At 60.1% G+C, this 21,153-nt stretch carries 25 protein-coding genes; 22 read left to right on the top strand and 3 right to left on the bottom strand.

The genetic code is table 11. The annotated features are described in order from the left end of the window. Positions 1–107 precede the first annotated feature (107 nt). The 3 genes from ACF8O7_RS20070 to ACF8O7_RS20060 all read left to right on the top strand — a co-directional run bounded on the left by ACF8O7_RS20070 (position 108) and on the right by ACF8O7_RS20060 (position 1,852). A complete protein-coding gene (locus ACF8O7_RS20070) occupies positions 108–707 on the top strand; it encodes a septation protein A (protein ID WP_017406454.1) in 600 nt (199 codons plus the stop codon). Further along, positions 704–985 (top strand): BolA family transcriptional regulator, encoded by a 282-nt coding sequence (locus ACF8O7_RS20065; RefSeq protein WP_013802780.1) that lies wholly within the window; start codon positions 704–706, stop codon positions 983–985. The genes ACF8O7_RS20070 and ACF8O7_RS20065 overlap by 4 nt, the downstream gene beginning before the upstream one ends. Before the next feature lie 81 nt (positions 986–1,066). Then, positions 1,067–1,852: a peptidylprolyl isomerase gene (locus ACF8O7_RS20060; RefSeq protein ID WP_154834514.1), complete on the top strand. Its 786-nt coding sequence runs from the start codon at positions 1,067–1,069 to the stop codon at positions 1,850–1,852. 186 nt (positions 1,853–2,038) lie between these two features. On the opposite strand, the gene ACF8O7_RS20055 is transcribed toward ACF8O7_RS20060, so the two are convergent. Beyond that, positions 2,039–4,240 (bottom strand): TonB-dependent receptor, encoded by a 2,202-nt coding sequence (locus ACF8O7_RS20055; protein ID WP_392444095.1) that lies wholly within the window; start codon positions 4,238–4,240, stop codon positions 2,039–2,041. Between the two features lie 125 nt (positions 4,241–4,365). Next, positions 4,366–5,145, bottom strand: coding sequence for an ankyrin repeat domain-containing protein (locus tag ACF8O7_RS20050; RefSeq protein WP_047327611.1), 780 nt, complete (start codon positions 5,143–5,145; stop codon positions 4,366–4,368). A gap of 198 nt (positions 5,146–5,343) precedes the next feature. On the opposite strand from ACF8O7_RS20050, the gene ACF8O7_RS20045 reads away from it, so the two are divergent. Continuing rightward, complete coding sequence (locus ACF8O7_RS20045) at positions 5,344–5,820, top strand: SH3 domain-containing protein (RefSeq protein WP_154834517.1); 477 nt, start codon at positions 5,344–5,346, stop codon at positions 5,818–5,820. A 21-nt stretch (positions 5,821–5,841) separates the two neighbouring features. Here the strand turns inward: ACF8O7_RS20045 and thiD are convergent, their stop codons facing one another. Continuing rightward, on the bottom strand, positions 5,842–6,723 hold the full coding sequence (gene thiD, locus ACF8O7_RS20040) for a bifunctional hydroxymethylpyrimidine kinase/phosphomethylpyrimidine kinase (RefSeq protein WP_034392653.1): 882 nt from the start codon (positions 6,721–6,723) through the stop codon (positions 5,842–5,844). 354 nt (positions 6,724–7,077) lie between these two features. Here thiD and ACF8O7_RS20035 point away from each other — a divergent pair, with 354 nt between their 5' ends. The 18 genes from ACF8O7_RS20035 (at position 7,078) to ACF8O7_RS19950 (ending at position 21,057) form a co-directional block, all read left to right on the top strand. Next, positions 7,078–8,196, top strand: a complete 1,119-nt coding sequence (locus ACF8O7_RS20035; protein WP_392444093.1) for an FAD-dependent oxidoreductase — start codon at positions 7,078–7,080, stop codon at positions 8,194–8,196. 119 nt (positions 8,197–8,315) lie between these two features. Next, entirely contained in the window at positions 8,316–8,513 is a 198-nt protein-coding gene (thiS, locus tag ACF8O7_RS20030) for a sulfur carrier protein ThiS (protein ID WP_012205130.1), read from the top strand. Between the two features lie 32 nt (positions 8,514–8,545). Beyond that, on the top strand, positions 8,546–9,355 hold the full coding sequence (locus ACF8O7_RS20025; RefSeq protein ID WP_016452920.1) for a thiazole synthase: 810 nt from the start codon (positions 8,546–8,548) through the stop codon (positions 9,353–9,355). Positions 9,356–9,366: 11 nt separating this feature from the next. After that, positions 9,367–10,290: a thiamine phosphate synthase gene (thiE, locus tag ACF8O7_RS20020; RefSeq protein WP_392444091.1), complete on the top strand. Its 924-nt coding sequence runs from the start codon at positions 9,367–9,369 to the stop codon at positions 10,288–10,290. Positions 10,291–10,385: 95 nt separating this feature from the next. Next, positions 10,386–10,934, top strand: coding sequence for a transposase (locus ACF8O7_RS20015; protein ID WP_047219565.1), 549 nt, complete (start codon positions 10,386–10,388; stop codon positions 10,932–10,934). A gap of 152 nt (positions 10,935–11,086) precedes the next feature. Further along, positions 11,087–11,425, top strand: a complete 339-nt coding sequence (locus ACF8O7_RS20010; RefSeq protein WP_047219564.1) for a transposase — start codon at positions 11,087–11,089, stop codon at positions 11,423–11,425. A 551-nt stretch (positions 11,426–11,976) separates the two neighbouring features. Beyond that, positions 11,977–12,912 (top strand): SRPBCC family protein, encoded by a 936-nt coding sequence (locus ACF8O7_RS20005; RefSeq protein WP_392444089.1) that lies wholly within the window; start codon positions 11,977–11,979, stop codon positions 12,910–12,912. Continuing rightward, positions 12,905–13,675, top strand: a complete 771-nt coding sequence (locus ACF8O7_RS20000) for an SDR family NAD(P)-dependent oxidoreductase (RefSeq protein ID WP_392444087.1) — start codon at positions 12,905–12,907, stop codon at positions 13,673–13,675. Before ACF8O7_RS20005 ends, ACF8O7_RS20000 begins: the two co-directional genes overlap by 8 nt. Before the next feature lie 13 nt (positions 13,676–13,688). After that, complete coding sequence (locus ACF8O7_RS19995) at positions 13,689–14,954, top strand: beta-ketoacyl-[acyl-carrier-protein] synthase family protein (protein WP_392444085.1); 1,266 nt, start codon at positions 13,689–13,691, stop codon at positions 14,952–14,954. Positions 14,955–14,973: 19 nt separating this feature from the next. Further along, positions 14,974–16,089, top strand: coding sequence for a beta-ketoacyl synthase N-terminal-like domain-containing protein (locus ACF8O7_RS19990; RefSeq protein ID WP_047219560.1), 1,116 nt, complete (start codon positions 14,974–14,976; stop codon positions 16,087–16,089). Next, positions 16,086–16,340 carry a hypothetical protein gene (locus ACF8O7_RS19985; protein WP_047219559.1) on the top strand — a complete coding sequence of 85 codons (255 nt, stop codon included), beginning with the start codon at positions 16,086–16,088 and terminating at the stop codon, positions 16,338–16,340. The genes ACF8O7_RS19990 and ACF8O7_RS19985 overlap by 4 nt, the downstream gene beginning before the upstream one ends. Positions 16,341–16,853: 513 nt before the next feature. Then, positions 16,854–17,594, top strand: a complete 741-nt coding sequence (locus ACF8O7_RS19980) for an antibiotic biosynthesis monooxygenase family protein (RefSeq protein WP_392444083.1) — start codon at positions 16,854–16,856, stop codon at positions 17,592–17,594. Continuing rightward, positions 17,591–18,235, top strand: coding sequence for an antibiotic biosynthesis monooxygenase (locus ACF8O7_RS19975; RefSeq protein ID WP_047219556.1), 645 nt, complete (start codon positions 17,591–17,593; stop codon positions 18,233–18,235). The genes ACF8O7_RS19980 and ACF8O7_RS19975 overlap by 4 nt, the downstream gene beginning before the upstream one ends. Continuing rightward, positions 18,232–18,825, top strand: coding sequence for an antibiotic biosynthesis monooxygenase (locus ACF8O7_RS19970; protein ID WP_047219555.1), 594 nt, complete (start codon positions 18,232–18,234; stop codon positions 18,823–18,825). The genes ACF8O7_RS19975 and ACF8O7_RS19970 overlap by 4 nt, the downstream gene beginning before the upstream one ends. A 52-nt stretch (positions 18,826–18,877) precedes the next feature. Continuing rightward, positions 18,878–19,600, top strand: coding sequence for an SDR family oxidoreductase (locus tag ACF8O7_RS19965; RefSeq protein ID WP_082138164.1), 723 nt, complete (start codon positions 18,878–18,880; stop codon positions 19,598–19,600). Between the two features lie 257 nt (positions 19,601–19,857). Further along, a complete protein-coding gene (locus tag ACF8O7_RS19960) occupies positions 19,858–20,304 on the top strand; it encodes a DUF1772 domain-containing protein (protein ID WP_392444080.1) in 447 nt (148 codons plus the stop codon). An 11-nt stretch (positions 20,305–20,315) separates the two neighbouring features. Continuing rightward, complete coding sequence (locus tag ACF8O7_RS19955; protein WP_047219553.1) at positions 20,316–20,792, top strand: hypothetical protein; 477 nt, start codon at positions 20,316–20,318, stop codon at positions 20,790–20,792. 82 nt (positions 20,793–20,874) lie between these two features. After that, a complete protein-coding gene (locus ACF8O7_RS19950; RefSeq protein ID WP_126312211.1) occupies positions 20,875–21,057 on the top strand; it encodes a hypothetical protein in 183 nt (60 codons plus the stop codon). The last annotated feature ends 96 nt before the right edge of the window (positions 21,058–21,153 follow it).

The raw sequence follows: 21,153 nt of genomic DNA, 5'->3' as shown, positions 1-21,153 counted from the left end.
CAGCCGGCGCGGCCCTGCACCGATGCCGGGCCGCGCCGGCTGCGCCACAATGCGCCTGCCAAGCGCTCAGGCACCATGCCTGACTCCAAGCCCATCGAAATCTTCCAATGAAGTTACTGATCGACTTTTTCCCCATCATCCTGTTCTTCGTCGCCTTCAAGGTCTGGGGCATCTACACGGCCACGGCCGTGGCCATCGTCGCCACCATCGCGCAGATTGCCTATCTGCGCGTGCGCCATGGCAAGGTCGAGCCCATGCAATGGGTCAGCCTGGGCGTGATCGTGCTGTTCGGCGGCGCCACCTTGCTCGCCCACAACGACACCTTCATCAAGTGGAAGCCCACCGTGCTGTACTGGCTCATGGGCGGCGCCCTGGTGATTGGCCAGCTGGTGTTTCGCAAGAACCTGCTGCGCTCCGTCATGGGCGCGCAACTGCAACTGCCGGACAACGCCTGGCGCACCATGAACTGGAGCTGGGCAGCCTTCTTCGCGGTGATGGGCGCGCTCAACCTGGTCATCGCCTACCGCTTCGACACCGACACCTGGGTCAACTTCAAGCTGTTCGGCGGCATGGGGCTGATGCTGGTCTTCGTGATCGGACAGGCCATCTACATGAGCCGCTTCATGCAGGAAGACAAGGGCGAGGCAGCCGCCGCCACGCCCGACGCCCTGCCCCCGTCCGGCGTGCAACAGGACAAGCAGCCATGAGCGCACCCGCCCATCCGCTGCCCATCACCGCCGAAGCCATGCAGGCCGTGCTGCGCGAGCGCCTCGCCCCCGATCACCTGGAAGTGATCGACGAAAGCCACCAGCACGCCGGCCATGTGGGAGCCAACGGCACCGGCTTCGGCACGCATTTCCGCGTGCGCATTGCGTCACCTTTGTTTCAAGGCAAGCCGCGCGTGGCACGCCACCGCCTTGTGTATGATGCGCTGCAAGAATTCATTGACCAGGGCGCTCACGCCATCGCCATCGAGGTTCTTTGAACTTTTACAGGCTCCGAAGATTCGGAGCCTGTTGCGTATCCACGCTATAGAATCAATTTTTCCTTCATCTCTGGAATTCGCATGAAAAAACAGCTTCTGACCAGCCTGGTGACTGCCGCCGTGCTGAGCACCGCAGCCCTGTCCGCCTCGGCCCAGAACATCGCCGTCGTCAACGGCAAGGCTGTGCCCAAGGCACGCGCCGAAGTGCTCAAGCAGCAGATCGAGCAAAGCGGCCGCCCCGTCACGCCCGAGATGGAAGGGCAGATCAAGGAAGAAGTCATCGCCCGCGAGATCTTCATGCAGGAAGCCAACAAGCGCGGCCTGGCCAACAGCGAAGCCTACAAGCAGCAGTTGGAACTGGCCCGCCAGACCATCCTGATCCGTTCGCTGTTCGAAGACTTCCAGAAGAAGAACCCCGTGACCGACGCCGAAGCCAAGGCCGAGTACGACAAGGCCGTCGCTGCCAACAGCGGCAAGGAATACAAGGCCAGCCACATCCTGGTCGAGTCGGAAGACCGCGCCAAGGCCATCATTGCCGAGATCAAGGCCGGCAAGAAGTTCGAAGACATCGCCAAGAAGGAGTCCAAGGACCCCGGATCCGGCGCTCGTGGCGGTGACCTCGACTGGGCCAACCCCGGCAACTACGTGCCCGAGTTCTCCGAAGCCCTGATCAAGCTCGAAAAGGGCGGCATGACACAGGAGCCGGTCAAGAGCCAGTTCGGCTACCACATCATCCGCCAGGACGACGTGCGCCAGGCCGAACTGCCCAAGTTCGAGGAAGTCAAGCCCCAGATCGTGCAGCAGCTGCAACAGCAAAAGCTGGCGCAATTCCAGGAATCGCTGCGCGAAAAGGCCAAGATCCAGTAAGATGCTTGCGTGTCGGCGGTTTTTGCCGTCGGCCTGACCATCACCAGCCCGCCTTGTGCGGGCTCTTTTTTTGCCCCAGGCAAGGTGGCCGCCAAAGAAAAGAGCTGCCCCTGGGGGCAGCCCGATTCAAGCCTGATTCATCCTGTCCCGGCGCCCACGGCACCGGAGACCAGGCCATCGTGCTTCTCAGAACTGGTATAGCGCGGTCAATCTGACCGTGCGACCCTCTCCGTACTCCACGGCTGAAGAACGCGACTGCTCGCCCAGGCGCTGGCGCACGCCGGCCACATAGGCCTTGTTGCCGATGTTTTCGAGATTGAGCCTGAGCTTCCATTGCCGGTTGAGTTCATAGCCGACCATGGCGCTGTGCACCCAATAGGCAGAGAGCTTCCCATCGCCTGCCGAGGTGACATTGCGCGTGCCCACGAAGCGCACCCCATAGCCCACCGTCCAGCCTTGGGGCAATGCATAGGTGGTCCACAGGTTCAGCGAATGGCGCGGCGTATTGCCCAGCGCCTGGCCCACACGCGCAGGCTCGTTCAATGACTTGAGGGTCTTGCTGGCCATGAAGGTGTAGTTGGCGAAGACATCCCATTGCGGCGTCACCTTGCCTGCGGCACCGAGCTCCAGCCCGCGCACGCGCTGCTCACCGGCCAGCAGATAGCTGCCATCGGCCATCTGCTCTCGGGCATTGGTCTTGTCCACCTGGAACAGGGCGCCGGTCAGCGCCAGCTGGCGGTCCCGCACATCCCACTTGGTTCCCAGTTCCAGGCTGGTGTTCTTCTCGGGTGCCAGCGAGGCCGTGGCCGCATCCAGGCCCGAGCCCGTGGAGACCAGGAATTCGGCGGAAGGGTTGAAGGCCGTGCCGTAGGCCAGGTAGATGCGGCCGTTGTCGGCGGGCTTGAAGCTCAGGGCCGTGCGGCCGCTGAGCCGGCCGTCGGAGCTGTCCACCGCGGTGCGCACGCCAGCGGCCGTTGTGGCGTTGGAGCGCCCGTCGATCCAGTCATAGCGCAGGCCCAGGTTCAGATCCCAGCGCGGACCCAGCGCAATGGAGTCGGTGGCATACAGCGCGCGGGTGTCCAGGCTGGTCTCGTTCCTTCCGCTGTTTTGCAAGTCCGTCGTGCCCGTCCAGTATCCGGGCGGACGGGCCAGCGGATAGCCGCCGGCCGGGAACTGCCGGTTGATGTTGTAGGAAGAGGTGGTGCGGTCATAGGTCTCGCGCGCGATCTCGAAGCCCGTGATCAGCGTATGCCCCAGCACGCCTGTGTCGAAGCGCTGGGTCAGGTTGGTCTGGTTGATCCACAGGGTGGTGGCCGCATCGCGGCCATAGGCCTGGGGCCCTGCGGGCCGGTAGTAGCCAGGCTGCATGCCCCGGAGATCGACATGCGAGGCAGAGATCACGGTATCGCGGCTCAGCCGCGAGTAGCGCGAGAGGTTCTGCAGCTTGGCGCCCGAGGCGAAGTCATGCTCGATCTTCGCGGTCAGGGCATCCTGGCCGATCTTTTCCCGATCAAGGTTGCGCCAGCCGAAATAGGCATTGCGCGAGACGCCATCGAGCATCTTGCCGCGAAAGGCCGGCACGCCATAGTCGGGAAGATTGTCATCGCTCTGATGGAAGAAGCCGAGGGTCAGGCGCGTGGGCGAATTCAGCCCCAGGGCCAGCGAGGGCGCCACGCCCCAGCGCCGCTTGAAGATGGTGTCGCGCCCGGCCACGTCGCTGTCATGGCCCATGAGGTTCAGGCGCATGGCGGCCTTGCCGCCAGCCAGCACCCTGTTGGCGTCGAGCGTGACGCGCCGGTAGCTGCCCGTGCCCAGGCCAGCGTCGGCCTCGGTGAAGTCATGGGCCTTGGGCTGCTTGCTGATCATGTTGATGCTGCCGCCCGAGGTGCCCGCGCCGCCGAAGACCGAGTTGGGTCCCTTGATGACCTCGACGGATTGCGTGTTGAAGAGATCGCTTCGGCTCTTCTGCCCGCTGTCGCGCAGCCCGTCGATCTGCAGGTTGGCGTTGGCGCTGAAGCCGCGGATGTTGATGCTGTCGCCCGAGCCTGCACCGCCCTCGCCCGCATTGAAGGTGATGCCGGATACATTGGACAGCGCCTGCTGCAGGCTCAGGGCGTTTTGCTCCTGCAGCACCTGCCCGGGCACCACGGTGATGGTCTGCGGCACATCCAGCAGCGGCTTGGCGTATTTGGCCGATTCGGATGCCTCGGTGCGCGAGCCGGTGGAGCGCTGCCCGGAGACGGTCAAGGGCGCCAACTGCACCTGACGCTCATCGGCAGTGGCGTCCTGCGCATAAGCGGGCGTGACCAGCGCCGCAGCGAACACCGAAAAAAGGCACGACTGGGGGCCGGAGACGAAGGGTCGAGATAGCAAATGTGCTGTGCGCATGGCAAAGATCCACGTTGAAAATGGGAATCATTTGCAACGCAGCCTTTCCAAAGCAATCAGACCCGTCTGAATCTGGCGCATCACCCCTGGTTTCAGGCGTTTTCACTTGTTTTCACTTGCGCCGATCAGCGCGCTCCCGCCTCCTGCAGCAGGCGCTCCACCTCATGCTGGCTGCGCTGGCGGGCGTGGACGACGGCGGTCACGCCATCCTTGTCGGGCAGATTGAGATCGGCCCTGGCCGCGATCAGCTGGCGGACGATGTCCTGGTAGCGCGGGCCTCCGTCGCCCAGCAAAACGGCTTCGAGCAGGCAGGTCCAGCCCAGCCGGTTCACATGGTCGGCCCGTACACCGGCAGCCAGCAAGGCCTGCACGGTATCGACGTGGCCGCGCTCGCAGGCCGGGATCAGCGCCGTGCCGCCGTAGCGGTTGGTGCTTTGCAGATCGGCGCCGTACGACAGCGTCATGCGCAGTATCTCCAGGCGGCCCAGGGCACCGGCCAGCAGATAGGCACTGTCCTGCAGGTCATTCTTGAGATTGGGGTTGGCCCCATGGACCAGCAGCGAGCGCGCGACCTCGACATGGTTGCCGCGCACGGCCAGCAGCAGCGGCGTATTGCCCTGCCGGTCACGCACATCGACAGGTGCGCCGCGCTTGAGCCAGTCGCGTACCTGCAGCGCTTCGCCGGCCTGGGCGGCCGCCAGCAGCGCGGGACCGAATTCCGGGCGATTCACCGCACCCTCCTGCGCCCTGGCCGCATCGCGGCCCTCGGCGGCTGTGGCCACAGCCTGCGCCTCCTGCGCCTGCGTCTCTGGTCCCTGCGCATCCGCCAGTCCCGCGGCAAGACAGGCCGTCAGGATTGCAGCGTGCCGGACATGGGCGCCGGATCGGGAAACAGCATGGTGCATATACAAGCCCTCCTGGAAAACACGGTTGTGCGGCAAGCGTAAGGCAAGCTTGCCCGGTTGCGCATGAAGCCGGGGCGTCGCACGTCAGTTTCATTCAGGAACTATAGCTACATCGCCTGATCCCACGCGCTTTCCCCGGGCTCGCGCCGGAAAGTCTCCGCGCGCCAGCCTTTCTCAAACGAAAGGAGACCTGTTCCCGTGTCTTGCAACAAAAGCCGTGCCGCCCGCTGGCTGGCCACAGCCGCCACCGCCCTCGCCGTCCTCACCACCACCCTGGCCCCGGCCGCCGCCCATGCGCGCGAGTTCGTCAGCGTCAAGGGCGCCAGCGTCAATGTGCGGCAGCAGCCCACCACGCGCTCGGCCACGCTGTGGGAACTGGGCAAGGGCTATCCGCTGCAGGTGGTGCAGCGCAAGGGCCAGTGGCTGCGCGTCAGGGACAACGAGAGCACGCTGGGCTGGGTGCATGCGCCGCTGACCGGCAAGACCCCGCACATGGTGGTGACCGGGCGCACCGCCAATCTGCGCGCTGGCCCGGGCCAGAAACACCGCGTGGTGGGCAAGCTGGCTGAGCTGGAGGTGGTGCGCACGCTCAAGAAGCAGGGCTCCTGGGCCCATGTCCAGCGCGACAACGGCCAAAAGGGCTGGGTGGCGCGCAGCCTGACCTGGGGCTGGTGAACCAGGCGCTGCGCCGAACGTTCAGCCGTTGACCACGACCTGCGCGCGCGGCGCATAGCCGTGGTTCAGCGGACCGTGGCCGGCGCCCGTGAACACATCGGCACCGGCCGCAATCGCGCCCAGGATGTACTCGCGCGCCTGGGCCACGGCCGCCTCCAGCGGCAGGCCCAGCGCCAGGTGCGAGGCAATCGCCGAAGACAGCGTGCAGCCCGTGCCATGGCCGTTGTGCGTGGCAATGCGCTGCGACTGCAGGCGCAGCCGCTGGCCGTTGCCATGGCCCAGCAGGTCTACCACCAGATCGCCGGACAGATGCCCGCCCTTGAGCAATGCGGCCGGCGCGCCCAGCGCCAGGAGTTCCTGCACGGCGCCGTCCAGTGCGTCTATGCCATCAATGGAGTGGCCCAGCAGCAGCGCTGCCTCGTCCAGATTGGGCGTGACCACGGTGGCCAGGGGGAACAGTTCGCGCACCAGCACGGAGGCGGTTTCCGGCGCGATCAGCCGGTCGCCGCTGGTGGCCACCATCACGGGGTCCAGCACCACGTTGCGCAGCTGGTGGCGGCGGATGGCATCGGCCACCACCTGCACCACCTCGGGCGTGGCCAGCATGCCGATCTTGACGGCGTCGGCGCCGATGTCCTCGACCACCGCATCGATCTGGCCGCGCAGTATGTCCACGGGAATGCCGTGGATGCCGCTGACGCCCAGCGTGTTCTGCACGGTGATGGCCGTGATGGCCGTCATGCCGTAGCAGCCCAGGGCGCTGCAGGTCTTGAGGTCGGCCTGTATGCCGGCGCCGCCGCCGCTGTCGGAGCCCGCGATGATGAGCACGCGTGCATAGCGCTTGCGCGCGGCGGGAGCCGGTTCGGGGGATGCGGCGGTCGAAGGGGAGTGGTCGGCAGTCATGGGCGAAAATTATCACCCATGCGCATGGTCAATACCGGCAGCTGCGGGATGTGCTGTAATGCCTGCTGACGGACGAAACAGGGGTGTCCCGTCGGTGAAACAGGGCCTGGCCCGCCTCGCCGATGCGTGACTGAGAAACACCCTGGGGCCCCGGGGCGACCAGCCCCCTGCCGCACAAGCCTGCACCACAGGCACCTTGCCGCGCAGCGCCCCTGCACCCGATCCAGGTCATGCTGGCGTGGGGAGTTTCAATCAATCGGGGTGGTACGCCGCGTTTTGTCCAGCACATGCCCTGTGCGCGGACAGCCGGCCGGCAGTCCCACGGGCATGGGCGCACTTGACCACCAGATGCACATGTCCGTTCTACAAGCTTCTTCCCGCATCGCCATTCTGGGCGGCGGCCTCATGGGCCGGCTGCTGGCATTGGCGCTGGCCCGTCGCGGCCACGGCATTGCCGTATATGACGCCCACGGCCCCGAAGGCGATGGCGCAGCGGCCCGCGTGGCCGCCGCCATGCTCGCGCCCCTGGCCGAATCGGCCATCACCGAGCCCGGCGTGGTGCGCATGGGCCAGCACGGCCTGACGCGCTGGCCCGAACTGCTGGCCCAGCTCGATGCGCCCGTGTTCTTCCAGCAAAACGGCACCCTCATCCTCTGGCACCGCCAGGACGCGGGCGATGCCCAGCGCTTTTTCGGCCTGCTGGAGAAAAACCGCCGCATCAACCCCAGCCTTCCCGCGCTGCAGCCGCTGGCCGACCAGGCCCTGCACGACTGCGAGCCCGCGCTTGAGCGGCGCTTCGCCCAGGCCATGTACCTGCAGGGCGAGGGCCAGCTGGACAACCGCCAGCTGCTGGCCTCACTCCACGCCACGCTGACCCGCCTGGGCGTGGAGCAGCACTGGAACCAGCCGCGCGAGCTGGCCGACTTCCGCCCCGGCTCGCCGGGCCAGCCCGACTGGGTGCTGGACTGCCGGGGCCTGGGCGCACGCGGCCAGTGGCCTGCGCTGCGCGGCGTGCGCGGCGAGGTGGTTCGCATCCATGCGCCCGAGGTCACGCTGCAGCGGCCCACGCGCCTGATCCATCCGCGCTACCCGATCTACATTGCGCCCAAGGAGGACCACCTCTTCGTCATCGGCGCCACCGAGATCGAGTCCGACGACATGTCGCCGGCCAGCGTGCGCTCCACGCTGGAGCTGCTGAGTGCCGCCTACACCGTGCATCCGGGTTTTGCCGAGGGCCGCATCGTCGAGATCGCCACCCAGTGCCGCCCCACCCTGCCCGACAATCTGCCGGCCGTGCGCTGGAGCGCGCCGCGCGTGATGGAGGTCAACGGCCTGTACCGCCATGGCTTCATGATCGCGCCGGCCATGCTGGACGTGGTGCTGGAGCTGCTCGACGGCGGTGATTCCGAACTGGCCCGCCGCTTCGATGTTGCCGTCGAGCATGCGCCATCGCAGCACAAGGCAGCCGCCTGAACGGCACGCACGGCACTTTCACGCACAACAGACCGGACATGCATGCAGGGCCGACAAGACCGGCCCTGCCTAAGATCGAACAAGCCCCCGTACCCGCCTTTCGTTTCCCCTCAGCCGCCATGAACATCACCATCAACCAGCAAGCGACCGAACTGAGCGACGGAGCCACCGTGGCCGACGCGCTGGCCCAGCTTGCGCCGCGCCCGCCCTTTGCCGTGGCCATCAACACCGTCTTCGTACCCAAGGCCCGCTATGCCGAGCAGGCGCTGAACGACGGCGACCGCCTCGAAGTGATCTCGCCGGTGACCGGCGGCTGATGCCCCATCCGACTCTCCCATTGCCTCACGCCATGACGACTTCCGCCCCTTCCTCCGACGACAGCCTGGTCCTGTACGGCCAGCGCTTTGACAGCCGCCTGCTGCTGGGCACCTCCCGCTACCCCTCGCCCGCCGTGCTGGAAGCTGCCGTGCAGCGTGCCCGCCCCGCCATGGTCACGGCCTCGCTGCGCCGCCAGGGCAGCAATGCCGCCGAGACCGGTGCCAGCTTCTGGGAATTGCTCAAGAAGCTGGCCGTGCCCGTGCTGCCCAACACGGCCGGCTGCATGACCGTGCAGGAAGCCGTGACCACGGCCCAGATGGCACGCGAAGTCTTCGAGACCCCCTGGATCAAGCTGGAGCTGATCGGCGACGACTACACCCTGCAGCCCGACACGCTGAACCTGGTCGAGGCCGCCTCCATCCTCATCAAGGACGGCTTCCAGGTCCTGCCCTACACCACCGAGGACCTGGTGCTGTGCCAGCGCCTGGTGGATGTGGGCTGCCAGGCCGTCATGCCCTGGGCGGCGCCCATCGGCACGGGCCGCGGCCCCGTCAACCCCTATGCCATGCAGACACTGCGTGAGCGCCTGAAGGTGCCGCTGATCGTGGATGCGGGCCTGGGCCGCCCGTCCCATGCCTGCCAAGTCATGGAGTGGGGCTATGACGCCGTGCTGCTGAACACGGCCGTGGCCCTGTCCGAAGACCCGGTGGCCATGGCCGGCGCCTTTGCCGATGCCGTGAATGCCGGCCACGCCGCCCACCGCGCCGGCGCCATGGCCGAACAATCGGCCGCCCAGCCCAGCACGCCCGTGCTGGGCACGCCGTTCTGGCACCACGGCTGAGGAGACCGGCCATGAGCAACGACTCCATCCAGTCCTGGGCAGATGCCATCGTGCGCCTGCACGGCGCCACCTTTGCCCCTGAAGGCTCCGCCCTGCCCTCGCAGCCCGTGCCGCAGGCACAGCGCCAGGAGCCGGCCTATCTTGCGGCGCTGCAGGCCTGCAGCGCCCTGGGTTTCATCGCCATCGACGCCGAGACGCTGGCCTGTGCCTGGCAGGCGCAGACGCTGCGCAGGGGCCGCTTCGAGGCCACGCTATGGCCCGACGATCCGCGCGACTTCGGCCTGGAGGGCGCCGATCCCGCACTGGCCTTCCCGGAGTGCCCAAGGTCCCTGGGCCTGTACGGCGTGCTGCCCGACGCGCAATGGGTGGGCCGCATGGCCCGCGCCGGTGTGCCCACCGTGCAGCTGCGCTTCAAGTCCGAGGACCGCGACGCCATCGCGCGCGAAGTGCGCGCCGCCGTGGCCGCCGTGGAAGGCACGAGCGCCCTGCTCTTCATCAACGACCACTGGCGCGAGGCCATCGATGCCGGCGCCTATGGCGTGCATGTGGGCCAGGAGGACCTGGACGCGCTGGCCGGCGCCGACCTGCAGGCCATCCACGCCTCGGGCCTGCGCCTGGGCGTGAGCACGCATGGCTATGCCGAAATGGTGCGCGCCCATGCCGTGCAGCCCAGCTACATCGCGCTGGGCGCCGTCTTCCCCACCACGCTCAAGAAAATGGCCACGGCTCCGCAGGGCCTGGCGCGCCTGGGCGCCTATGTGCGCCTGATGCAGCGCTATCCGCTGGTGGCCATCGGCGGCATCTCGGCCGACCAGTTCCCGGCCGTGCGCGCCACGGGCGTGGGCTCGGTGGCCGTGGTGCGGGCACTGGTCAATGCCGAGGACCCGGAAGCGGCGGCGCAGCAGTTGCTTGCAAGCATGCAGGCTGCCGACTGAGGTACTGGCCAAGTGCCAAGGCAAAAAGGGAGCATGTCAGGCTGTGTAAAAAGTCTTCAGCTGTCCTAGTCGCGATGCCCTCCAGGAAGTTAGCCTTGAGGGCATCGTTGTTTGTGGAGCAGCTCTACGGCCCGCCGCAGTGGAGAGAGCCGGCACAAGCCGCCCTGTTACCAGTAATGCTCGATGAGTTTGTCGCGCCAGATGCCCTTGTCCGCGTCATCGACGGCTGGATTGCCGCTTTACCCATGGCTTATCTGGGCTTTGCCAAGTCCATCCTCCAACGCATGGGCGCGCCGCCATATGACACTGCCGATCTGCTGCGGCTCTATCTCCAGGGCTATCTCAACGCGACACGTCCCTTTCGCTCTTTGAGGCGCGAGTGCCACCACAACGCCGAGTGCATGTGGCTGCTCGGTCGCCTGGCTCCAGACTACAAGACCATCGCCGAATTCCGCCGAGGCAATCTGCAGGCATTGGTTTCCACCAGTGCTGCCTTCGTGCAGTTCGCCCGCACGCAGTGCTTGATCGCCCCGACGACTGTGGCCATCGACGGCTGCAAGGTGCAGGCCGTCGCCTCAAGCAAAGCCATCGTCGGCCCGCGCCGGGCCTGGTACAAAAAGCCCAGTGCAATGCCCAGCAGATAGAGAGATACCTCGCCTTACTCGAAGAATCGGCCCGGCAGGAGACGTCAACGCCCGGGCAGGGCATTCGTGTGTGCAAGGCTTTGGCACAACTGCAGGCCAACAGCGAGGCAACTGCAGGCTAGGCAAAGGCCCTGGCCGCCAGTGGCAAGACCATGTACATCACCATCGAGTCCGATGCCCAGGTCATGCAAAGCCTCAACAGTGTGCCGGGCTACAACCTGCCGACCGCTGTGGAGGCCGAGAGCCACCTGATAGTGGCCCACGAGGGCTGTGCCGATGCCAACGATCAGAGGCAGATCCAGCCAATGGCCCAAGCCGCAAGCGATGTACTGCTAGCACCCTGCACCGCTGATGCGGGTTATGCCAATGCAGCGCAGATCACCGCACTGCAAGCCCAGGGCATACGGTGTTATGTGCCGGCCAAGCGCACGATCAACAACCAAACTGGAGGGCGCCGCAGCGGCCTGCCTCCTTGGAGTACGGATCGATGAGAGCTATCAGGCCTGCTCATGGCACCACTTGATCCATCGATTCCAAGCACTCACTCTTGTGTGTGCACTTGTTGGACTGCGGCTGGGCTAGGCTGATTTGCTTCATGGGTGATGAGTATGGTCGCCGTCGCTCAACGCAAGCACGTCTCGCATGGATTCTTGCAGACCCTCTTTAGCGTGCGCACTCCCTCGCATTCGAGAAACCAGGACGATGCCCAATAATCCTGAAATGACAGCATCTGAGCGCGCGCCTGCAATTCCTAGGAGAACTCTGATTTTCCAAAAAGGACTTGCCAAGCGATAGGCATGTGGAAAAAAATAAATCTCAGTTGCAAATCTCCAGGGATCCAGGATTTTGGTCCGACGCTCACTGTCATCCCGAGAATAGAGATTCTTACCGACGCAACAAATCTGCCCCTCATCATTTTGGGCGCCAAAGACGGCGTCTCCTTTTCGCTTAAGCGCCGTCAGCGGATGCTCGATTCTTCAGAAGCCTCGGAGTAACAAGCAACTCCAAACCGCATACTACCTGCAGGGAGAGGTCAAGTTTAATGAAAACGGAACATAGTATTCTCATCTGCCATTCGCCTGAGGAAGCGTTTCAGGTAAGCCTCAACGTTGCTAAATGGCCCGAAATTTTCCCTCCCTGCCTGGAAGCCAACGTCCTTTCGGAAACGGAGACGGAGCAGGCTATCGCGCTAACAGCCCTGGCCAACGGTCAAATCCTATCCTGGCAGTCGGTCCGGCAGATTGATCGCAAGCGTCGCTTAATCAAATTTCGCCAAAGTAAACCTTCACCCTTGGTCAAGTCGATGGTGGGCTCCTGGACCTTCGACCCGCTCCCCAAAGGCTGCAAGATTAGCCTGATGCATGAATTCGAGATCGCAGATCAGGTGAAAGGATTCGTTCCTGAAGTCGAGACCAAAGAACAAGCGATGCAATTCATGGAACGGAGTATCGAGGCAAACAGCAACCGCGAGCTATCTGCAATTGCAAAGCACTTGGATCAGAAAGCCTGGTATCACAGTTTCTCGGAGACCATGATTTTCTATGCCCCCAAAAACCTCATTCTAGACCTGATCTGGGACGCAGAAGAATGGCCGAACTTGCTGCCGCACTGTTCGAATATAAGAATGATTTATTCCGATAGCGTGAACCAAGAGTTTGTTATGACCGTAAATGTTACCAATGGGACTGAAGAGATTCGGAGCATTCGCAGGAAAGATGTCGACGCGATTTCATACTTCCAGCCCTCTCCCCCAGAGGTTCTCCTGGAACATCGTGGTTCGTGGACATTTTCGTCTGTGAACGAAGGCTCTGGGATAGCGGTCACCTCGCACCATGAGGTACTACTCAATCCTTCACTCTGGGCCGCGAAAGGATCGCGGAACGACGCCAAGCAAAAGGTCGAAACCGCGATCAATCTTAATAGTTTCGGCACTATGAAGGCCATCAAATCAAGGTTGGAAGGCAGATCAAATGCGTAATGCAATCGTGACTGGCGGAAGCCGCGGCATTGGCTTATCGATAGCGCATAGCCTCGTAAACGCAGGCTACAACGTTGCAATCGTCGGGCGTAGTCAGTCCAATCTCGATGCCGCCGTGAAACAGCTCTCTGGGAATGGTCGGGAGGTAATCGGAATACGATGCGATGTAACAGATTCCGATGAAATTACCCAAATGACATCGTCCGCTGTCGAAAAATTTGGTCCTATCAAGGTTCTCGTGAACTGCGCGGGTCGCAGCGGCGGCGGTGTGACGGAGAATATCGATAATGAGTTATGGTTATCTGTTATCAATACAAATCTGAATTCTGTTTTCTTCGTAACGAAAGAAATCCTCAGGTCCAAGGCAATGGGCGCTGGCGGTGCCATCATCAATATTGCTTCAACAGGGGGCAAGCAAGGAGTTGTGCATGGTGCCCCCTATAGTGCTTCGAAGCATGGTGTTATTGGGTTCACCAAAGCACTTGGATTGGAGCTCGCGCGCAAAAGGGCGGACATCACCGTCAATGCAGTGTGCCCGGGCTTTGTCGAAACCGAGATGGCCGCGACTGTCCGTCAAAACTACGCGAAGCTCTGGAGCATCACCCCCGAGGAAGCCAAGCGACGGATTGAGGAACGTGTGCCGCTCGGACGGTACATCGAACCCGGCGAGGTCGCCAGCATGGTTATCTACTTGGCATCCGACCAGGCGCGCGGGATCACGGCCCAGGCAATGAATGTCTGCGGCGGTCTTGGAAATTACTAATTCAAGAGGGTTTATGAAAAAGAAGCGTGTGGCCGTCACGGGCCTGGGTGTCATTGCACCCAACGGATGCAATGTTGAAGATTTCTGGACCGCAACGTGCAATGGCAGAAGTGGTGTGCGGCCAATCACGACTTTCGATGCTTCACCGTTCAAGGCCAAGGTGGCCGGGATCGTCGACTACTTCGACGAGGAAGACTGCGAGGTCTCTGCCGCTTCTCAGGCTGGATATGATCGTTATGTCCTGTTCGCTCTGGCCGCTGCCTCGGAAGCAGTCAATATGGCCAAGCTCGATTTCGACAAACTTGATCCTCATCGTATCGGAGTTTGCGTTGCAACCGCTATCGGTGCGACGAAGTATCTGGAAGAAGAATTTCTGCACCTCACGGATGGCGGGCATGGTGACGTCGATGCGGAAAAGGCGTCACCAGTACTGCTGTCAGGCCTTGGCTTTCACGTCGCATCTACGGAGATCGCCCGTCGCTACGGCGCATCCGGACCGGTCTCGACATTGGCAACGGGCTGCACGGGCGGTATTGACGCTGTCGGCGAGGCGTTGGATATGATCCGGTCCGGCAATGCGGACATTGTCATCGCGGGAGCGTCAGATGCACCGATAACTCCTATCGCGCTCGGTGCTTTCGATATCATCGGCGCCGTTACCAATGATCGGAACGACAAGCCCGAATCCGCCTCCCGGCCATATGATGCATCGCGCAGCGGCTTTGTAATCGCCGAGGGCGCTGGAATATTCATTCTGGAAGACATGGAACACGCGATTGCTCGCGATGCACATATTTTCGCGGAAATCTCTGGTTTTGGGTCGACATGCAACGCCCATCATATGACAGACCTCAAACCTGATGGCGAGGATTTACATCGGGCCATGATTTTGAGTCTTGCCGATGCGGGGGTTGCTTTCTCAGAGATTTCGCATGTCAATGCTCACGGAAGTTCGACGCCACAGAATGACATCAACGAAACCAATGCGATCAAGCGAACCTTCGGAGACTATGCATATCGCATACCTGTTACCTCCATAAAGTCGATCGTAGGGCATGCTCTGGCGGCGGCCAATGCAATTGAGCTGGTCGCATCTATACAGTCGATTGTCCACCAAGAGGTTCCACCGACGCTCAATCTGCACCAGCCCGACCCAGCCTGCGACCTCGACTATGTACCCGGCAAGGGGCGGCCGGCGGTGCTGGGACATATTCTCAAGGACGCAAGTGGCTTCTCCGGAATTCATAGCGCCTTGATCATCTCGCAAATCGTCCCCTAACGCAGAGGATTGCATAACCATGGAGCGTAATGCTGTCATCACGGGCATTGGAGTCATCTTACCTGGCATACGAACCAAGGAAGATCTCTGGACATCCCAATCAAATTCCAGCATCTTTTTCAGGCAGGTCTCAAAAAATATCAGCGGAGCCAGCATCGACCCATCCGAATTCAAGGGAGAGATTTCAGGCCGAACGGCCATAAAGATCGACGTTTTCACAAGCTATGCTCTAATCGCAACTCAGTCAGCAATTGCAGATGCTGGGATAGATATAGAGATAATCGACAGGCAAAGAACTGGCGTGTTTGTCGGAAACTGTTTTGGCGGCTGGCAATTCACGGAACGCGAGTTGCGGAAACTATATCTCCAGGGGCCACGAGCTGTCAGCCCATTCCAAGCCACCAGCTGGTTTCCCACTGCACCTCAGGGACAAATCAGCATCCTTCACGGTCTAAAGGGCTTCAGTAAGACCTATATGGCTGATCGAATGAGTAGCCTCTTATCTGTAGCGGCAGCAGCAGCAAAGATCCGCTCAGGTATCCTGGATGTGGCAATCGCTGGTGGGACTGAAAGCACCAACACCGGTTTTATCTATGCCGGCCTCGACTTCGTTCCGTCAGCGCACGCGGTGGATGGCAGCAAACACGGGTTTCGAATTTCTGAGGGCTCGACATTCCTCGTGCTCGAAGAGGAGGAGGCAGCGCGACGGCGCGGTGCCCGAATCTATGCCCGCATAGGCGCTTTCTCACAGGCCAACAGCCCGAGCAAGGCGGACCGATACCCTACGGATGCCGATGCATTCCGCCGCACGATGCGTTCCGTGATCGGTAATCGTCAGCCGGAGATCGTGATCTCGGACGCAAGCGGTCTCGATTGCGTCGAGAACGCTGAACATGAGGCCATCGCCAACATCGCCTCGAAGTCGATTATTGCTCGCCCCAAAGAACGTATCGGCCACACCTTCGGTGCGGAAAGCGCAGTCGACATCGCGTTTGGCTGCCTTATGCTTGAAAAGCAGCAGCAATCTCCGCATATCATCGGTCAACCAGTCTCGATTGAACGTATTGTCATAAATGCCGCTGCCATGGGTGGCGGAGTCGCAAGCCTAATCATTGAGCATGGGAGCACATCATGAAAGATCATGTATCCATTGAAGCAATCGTGATTAATTCCTTGAAGGCCCTTGTCGAAAGCGAGGGGTTGAAAGTCGAGATCACGCGGACAAGTATTATGGCAGATGACCTTGGGGTTGACTCCACAGAGTTGGTTTTCATCCTCCTCGAAATCGAAAAGCAAACAGCTCAAGCGTTGAAAGACATTGACTACGGCCGGATTAGCACCGTTGGCGATCTGATTGATGCAGCCCAAGAGGCTGCCGGTGTATAGGTTTGACCAGCAACCTAGCTAGGCCCTGCGGCTTCTCGATTACAGCTGTTGCAGAAGGGAGCTCTGACCAGTGCCTTGTACGTTTAACTTCTATAAGTCCGTCTCAGAGGTTGGCCTGACTGAATCCACATATCGGGCAGGACAACTGATCGCTATCGCCTCAAGTGCGAAATTGGAGCTGCAGGGCTACGCCCAGCCTAGCTATGAGGCGATGGTGATCAGCAGCCGTCGAAATAGCATTGCTCAGCCTGCAGCGCTCAACTTTCGGACCCAGATCATCAGGCGTGGATATGGCGGGCGGCCCATGGCCGATGCGCCCAGCATCTTGCTGGTGACTTTGTGCTTGATGCGAGCGGCCGATCAGAGCCAATTCCTGAACCAGTTCGACCGCGCTTTGTCATTCATTAAGGGAAAACCAGGATTTTTCACATCACGCCTTTTCCGCGAATGCGACGCCATCGACCTGATCAGGTTCGTCAACATAGCTCATTGGTCCGACCTGAATAGCTTTCAATGCGTTTTCCGCAATCCTGCGTTCCACAAGATCGTGAGTACGACCTTTCGCCCGACCAGCGAATTGATGTTGGCGGAAATTCCATCGACTTCGAAACACAAACTCCAATGATGCTTGCACGTATAGATATACTGACATCAGCTCAGATCGAGGAATGCTCCTCGCGTTGGCTTGAGCAGACCAATGAGGCTCTAAAAACCAGAAGCATAGATGCCGCTTGCCTTCTGAAAGTATTTAGACGCGTCAATCTTCCGGGGTACGCAGCAGTCAGCATCGCAATTATTAATGAACCGCCTGACGACATGGCATTCAATTCTGTTGACCAGGGGCTAGGAGCTGCAAATCTGTTCAGGCCCGTCGACCGCTGCCACGGACCTTGCTTTGTCGGCGACGTCCGTGAGCGAATGATAATTGTGAACCCGTATCGCATTTCCGTCGAGGAAGCGCCCGCCAATGCCGAAATGTGGCTTGAGACGGCCACGATGATGAAAGATAAGCTTGGCTTTATGTCGGCAACCCTCTTCCAGACTATTACGCCTGGTCAGGGCGATTATCACTTTGTCAGCATGGCCGAATGGGCATCGGAGGATGCTTTTCTCTCGATATTTGGCGGCGAAGACTACCACGCCATCGTCGCCCCCTATCAAGAAAAATTTCAAATTTGCTTCGCTCGCACGGCCTATGCCAGCGAGGACGACACTTATTCTCCGCATGCGGTGATGACAGGAAAATCTTCATGATCATGGCACTTGACTTCATCCAAAGTGACCACCCTGCCGAAGCTGCTTCCATCTGGAACCTTATTGCGACGTATTTTTCGGGATGTGATGGTTTCGACAGGGCTCAGCTGGTCAAGGTCGATCAGGAGTATCAAACACGTTCGCGGTATGCGTTTGCCAGCCTTTGCAAATGGTCATCCGCGTCGGCATGGATCGCAGCGCGTGACCGAGCGCGACAGGAGCTCGCCATCATCGAGGCCCTACGCTCTGGAAAGGTCAGGTTCTTTGGCCATACCATGAGGCTCGTCGATGGGGACGACTATATTTTCTCCTCGGATACAAAACGATGCATATTGCTCGATGTCATTTATATTCCGAACGCGCGCGTCAATAACTACGAAGAAATGTGGAACCAGTGCAACGCGTACATGCGGACACAGCCCGGCTACATCAACGCATCGCTCTACCAAAATCAATCCGACGCTGATGAAGTGAAATTCATCAATATTGCGGAGTGGAATCGAACCAACGACCTTATCGACGCAACGCACACAAATCGATTCAGCGAAATTGTCGCTGACTTCAAAGAAGATTTCGCCCTCTATTTTTCTCATCGTTTGAGCATCGGACCTAAGCGCCTTCTCGGGGAGAGCGGCGCATGAATTATCTTATTGAAATTGTGCGAAGCAATGCGCAATTTAAGGACTACTGGCTCGCACGAGCTGACGAGCTTAATGCCATGAGCGCCGGCATTGTTATGGAGCTTTACTCGTTCAACGAGGATATCCGAAACGCGGACTATAGCCATTTGTCGATATTGAAGTTCGATTCACCAGAGCAGCGAGCAGATTTTCTATTTCATCCGACACGTCTGTTGGAACAGAAATTCGGGACTGACAGCATCGAGTGCGATCTCGATATCGAGATCGGATTACTTAGTGACGCGGCCAGCGGACACGTTTTCTTGATCAATCCATTCGAGATCCAGCAGGAAGACATCCCCGCTGTGCTCGACATGTGGCACAAAGCAAAGGGGCACATGATTGCCCATGAGGGCTTCATAAATGCCAGACTTTTCCGATCTAGTGATCCATCGGCTAAATACGGCCTCGTCAACGTGGCACATTGGCGGTCGTCAAAGTCGTTTAAGGATGCGCTCAACGACCAGGCATATGACAGCCATCGTGAACGATCCCTGAACTACAAGTTGCATCCGTCGCTCTGCAAATTCGAAGCCAGATTCCCCACTTAGCAGGGAATCTTGGTCACAATTAAACCAGCACATATCCACACAGGAAATGAAAATGGCGAAATCCTTAGCTCTAATAACAGGAGCCAGCCGTGGCATTGGAAATTCGCTAGCATGCGCATTTGCTGAAGATGGCTTCAACATTGTCGCGGTTGCGCGGGATGGGGAGAAACTTGAGCAGCTTGCGGAAAAGTTGAAGCGTGAGCACGGAACCAAAGTCATTCCGATCACAGTCGATCTAACTGATAATATAGCCACCGCAACTCAGATTGAAGCGGTGCTCTCAAAAGAAAAGCAACTGGATGTACTGATCCATTGTGCTGGGATCTTCCGCTTTGGCACTGGAGATCTGAGCGTGGCCGATTTTGAGCTCATGCTCAGAACCAACGCAATAGCGGCCCATAATATCACAAAAATCAGTCTCCACTATCTTCGACAGGCAAAGAAGGCCCATATTTTCGCCGTCGCCTCAATAGCAGGCATGGAGCCATTCGCACCGGTAGGCGGATATGCTGCGAGTAAACATGCACTGGTTGGCTACGCCCGTTCAATTGCCCGACAAGAGATATTGAACGGCATTCGAACGACCGTGATCTGCCCTGACGTGGTGAACACCGAAATGGCCTCCGGCAGTGGCATGACACCAGAACAGATGATTAAATCGGAGGATATTGTCCGAGCGGCTCGTTTTGCCATGTCATTGTCTGACGCCGCAACACTAGAAACCATCACTATTGGATGCCGGCCGGTTCACGGCAGCATCCGTCATCAATTGTGAATTCAACCGGTCAATGCAACGCAATAACTACACTTGGTGCAAGTAGTGCTGGCAGGAAGCAACGATCATGGATTTACATCACCAAAACACTGAAGGCGATGAGGAAGATCGCTGTAGCAAGGGCGAGACCCTGCACCAGATCGGCAAGCTATCGGCCTATCCATTGTCCGCCTTCGCGCCACCCCGCATCTTTTACAGAATTTCTGGCGTGGCTGGCATTTTTAACCCCCGATACCGGATCACGGCAGGAGAAAGTAATGCAGCTCTTATTCAAAATTCTGGCGATTATTGGATCGGCTATGTTCGCGGGCGTCATGCTCGCTATCGGCGTGATCCTGGGTGGCTACTGGAAAAATTTGCCGCCCGCTGAATTTTTAGATTGGTTTGCGCAGCACAGTGGCCTAGTCATGCGCGCAATCCCATTGGTCGTCGCCCCGACCTTGATCGGCTTGGTCGGCGCATTCTGGTACGACTCGAAAAAACCTGCCACGCGCTGGCTTTGGCTTGCGTCCCTCGCCTGCATCGTCGTTGTCCTAGGCTTCACAATTACCTATTTCATGCCGATCAATACCGCCTTCGCCAGCAAGGTGGTTGCGATTGATCAGGTAGCCGCGATGCTCGAATCCTGGCTTCTACTCCACAATATCCGCATTGCCCTCGCATTGGCCGCATCGGTGCTGGGAATCTTGGCTATCAACCACTAAAGAGAAACACGATGCTCAGAATTATTCACCCGATTGCCGGTCTGGTCGCCATCCTCACAATAGCGACGTTCTGGCTCTCAACAGCCATTTCCGAATTATTCGCCTCCCAGGCCACGATGATTTTCATCAAGACGGCTATTCCCTGGGGCTTCATCCTGCTGGTGCCAGCCCTTGCCGCCACGGGCTGCTCCGGCTTCCTCCTATCGAAAGGGCGACGACAAGGGTTGGTCAATACCAAACTCAAACGCATGCCCTTCATCGCTGCAAATGGTCTGCTGCTACTGATACCGGCGGCATTTTTCCTTGCGTCCAAGGCAAAGGCTGGCGAGTTCGATATTGCGTTCTATGCGGTGCAGGCACTAGAACTGGCTGCTGGCGCGTTGAATATCACCCTGCTGGGCCTGAGCATGCGCGATGGGATAGCGCTTACGCAATGGCGGCGCAAAAAGGTATCTTCCAGCGCTACGCATAGGAGCATTCGCAAGTGAACCGGCTTGAATCGCCCCAGGAATCGAGGAGGCTCCTTCAAATGCTCCACCGAGGTTGTTGAGCGCCCCGTGCGCATGGTCCTTGAAAGTGAGGACCTTCATCGACGAGCAGTGCAAGCGCTTCGGGTTCAAGCCGATCTGCAAGGCCTCGCAGATTGCCCCGTCGGGCTACTGCCGCCGTGCGGCGCGTCTGCGCAATCCGGCACTGTTGCCAACCAGAACGCAGCGCTATGCCAGCCTGGCACCGCAGATCGGGCGCGTCTGAACCAGCAATTTTCAGGTCTACGGCTATCTCGCAAGGTCTGACGGCAAACGCGTTGCGGTGGCGCGCCAGTCAGGCCATACCTGCCTGAATCACACC

The sequence above is a fragment of the Delftia sp. WSY_16 genome, from assembly GCF_043104415.1.
Taxonomy (GTDB): domain Bacteria; phylum Pseudomonadota; class Gammaproteobacteria; order Burkholderiales; family Burkholderiaceae_C; genus Comamonas; species Comamonas tsuruhatensis.
This window is presented reverse-complemented; position numbering and strand designations above follow the sequence as displayed.

Coding starts and splice junctions, on each gene's coding strand:
- ACF8O7_RS19955 (WP_047219553.1), top strand. CDS start 20,316: ATGCTCAGAATTATTCACCCGATTGCCGGTCTGGTCGCCATCCTCACA.
- ACF8O7_RS19995 (WP_392444085.1), top strand. CDS start 13,689: ATGAAAAAGAAGCGTGTGGCCGTCACGGGCCTGGGTGTCATTGCACCC.
- ACF8O7_RS20000 (WP_392444087.1), top strand. CDS start 12,905: ATGCGTAATGCAATCGTGACTGGCGGAAGCCGCGGCATTGGCTTATCG.
- ACF8O7_RS19970 (WP_047219555.1), top strand. CDS start 18,232: ATGAATTATCTTATTGAAATTGTGCGAAGCAATGCGCAATTTAAGGAC.
- ACF8O7_RS19975 (WP_047219556.1), top strand. CDS start 17,591: ATGATCATGGCACTTGACTTCATCCAAAGTGACCACCCTGCCGAAGCT.
- ACF8O7_RS20035 (WP_392444093.1), top strand. CDS start 7,078: ATGTCCGTTCTACAAGCTTCTTCCCGCATCGCCATTCTGGGCGGCGGC.
- ACF8O7_RS20050 (WP_047327611.1), bottom strand. CDS start 5,145: ATGCACCATGCTGTTTCCCGATCCGGCGCCCATGTCCGGCACGCTGCA.
- ACF8O7_RS20025 (WP_016452920.1), top strand. CDS start 8,546: ATGACGACTTCCGCCCCTTCCTCCGACGACAGCCTGGTCCTGTACGGC.
- ACF8O7_RS20010 (WP_047219564.1), top strand. CDS start 11,087: ATGTACATCACCATCGAGTCCGATGCCCAGGTCATGCAAAGCCTCAAC.
- ACF8O7_RS20005 (WP_392444089.1), top strand. CDS start 11,977: ATGAAAACGGAACATAGTATTCTCATCTGCCATTCGCCTGAGGAAGCG.
- ACF8O7_RS20055 (WP_392444095.1), bottom strand. CDS start 4,240: ATGCGCACAGCACATTTGCTATCTCGACCCTTCGTCTCCGGCCCCCAG.
- ACF8O7_RS20070 (WP_017406454.1), top strand. CDS start 108: ATGAAGTTACTGATCGACTTTTTCCCCATCATCCTGTTCTTCGTCGCC.
- ACF8O7_RS20060 (WP_154834514.1), top strand. CDS start 1,067: ATGAAAAAACAGCTTCTGACCAGCCTGGTGACTGCCGCCGTGCTGAGC.
- thiS (WP_012205130.1), top strand. CDS start 8,316: ATGAACATCACCATCAACCAGCAAGCGACCGAACTGAGCGACGGAGCC.
- thiD (WP_034392653.1), bottom strand. CDS start 6,723: ATGACTGCCGACCACTCCCCTTCGACCGCCGCATCCCCCGAACCGGCT.
- ACF8O7_RS19980 (WP_392444083.1), top strand. CDS start 16,854: ATGCGTTTTCCGCAATCCTGCGTTCCACAAGATCGTGAGTACGACCTT.
- ACF8O7_RS19990 (WP_047219560.1), top strand. CDS start 14,974: ATGGAGCGTAATGCTGTCATCACGGGCATTGGAGTCATCTTACCTGGC.
- ACF8O7_RS19985 (WP_047219559.1), top strand. CDS start 16,086: ATGAAAGATCATGTATCCATTGAAGCAATCGTGATTAATTCCTTGAAG.
- ACF8O7_RS19960 (WP_392444080.1), top strand. CDS start 19,858: ATGCAGCTCTTATTCAAAATTCTGGCGATTATTGGATCGGCTATGTTC.
- ACF8O7_RS19965 (WP_082138164.1), top strand. CDS start 18,878: ATGGCGAAATCCTTAGCTCTAATAACAGGAGCCAGCCGTGGCATTGGA.
- ACF8O7_RS20065 (WP_013802780.1), top strand. CDS start 704: ATGAGCGCACCCGCCCATCCGCTGCCCATCACCGCCGAAGCCATGCAG.
- thiE (WP_392444091.1), top strand. CDS start 9,367: ATGAGCAACGACTCCATCCAGTCCTGGGCAGATGCCATCGTGCGCCTG.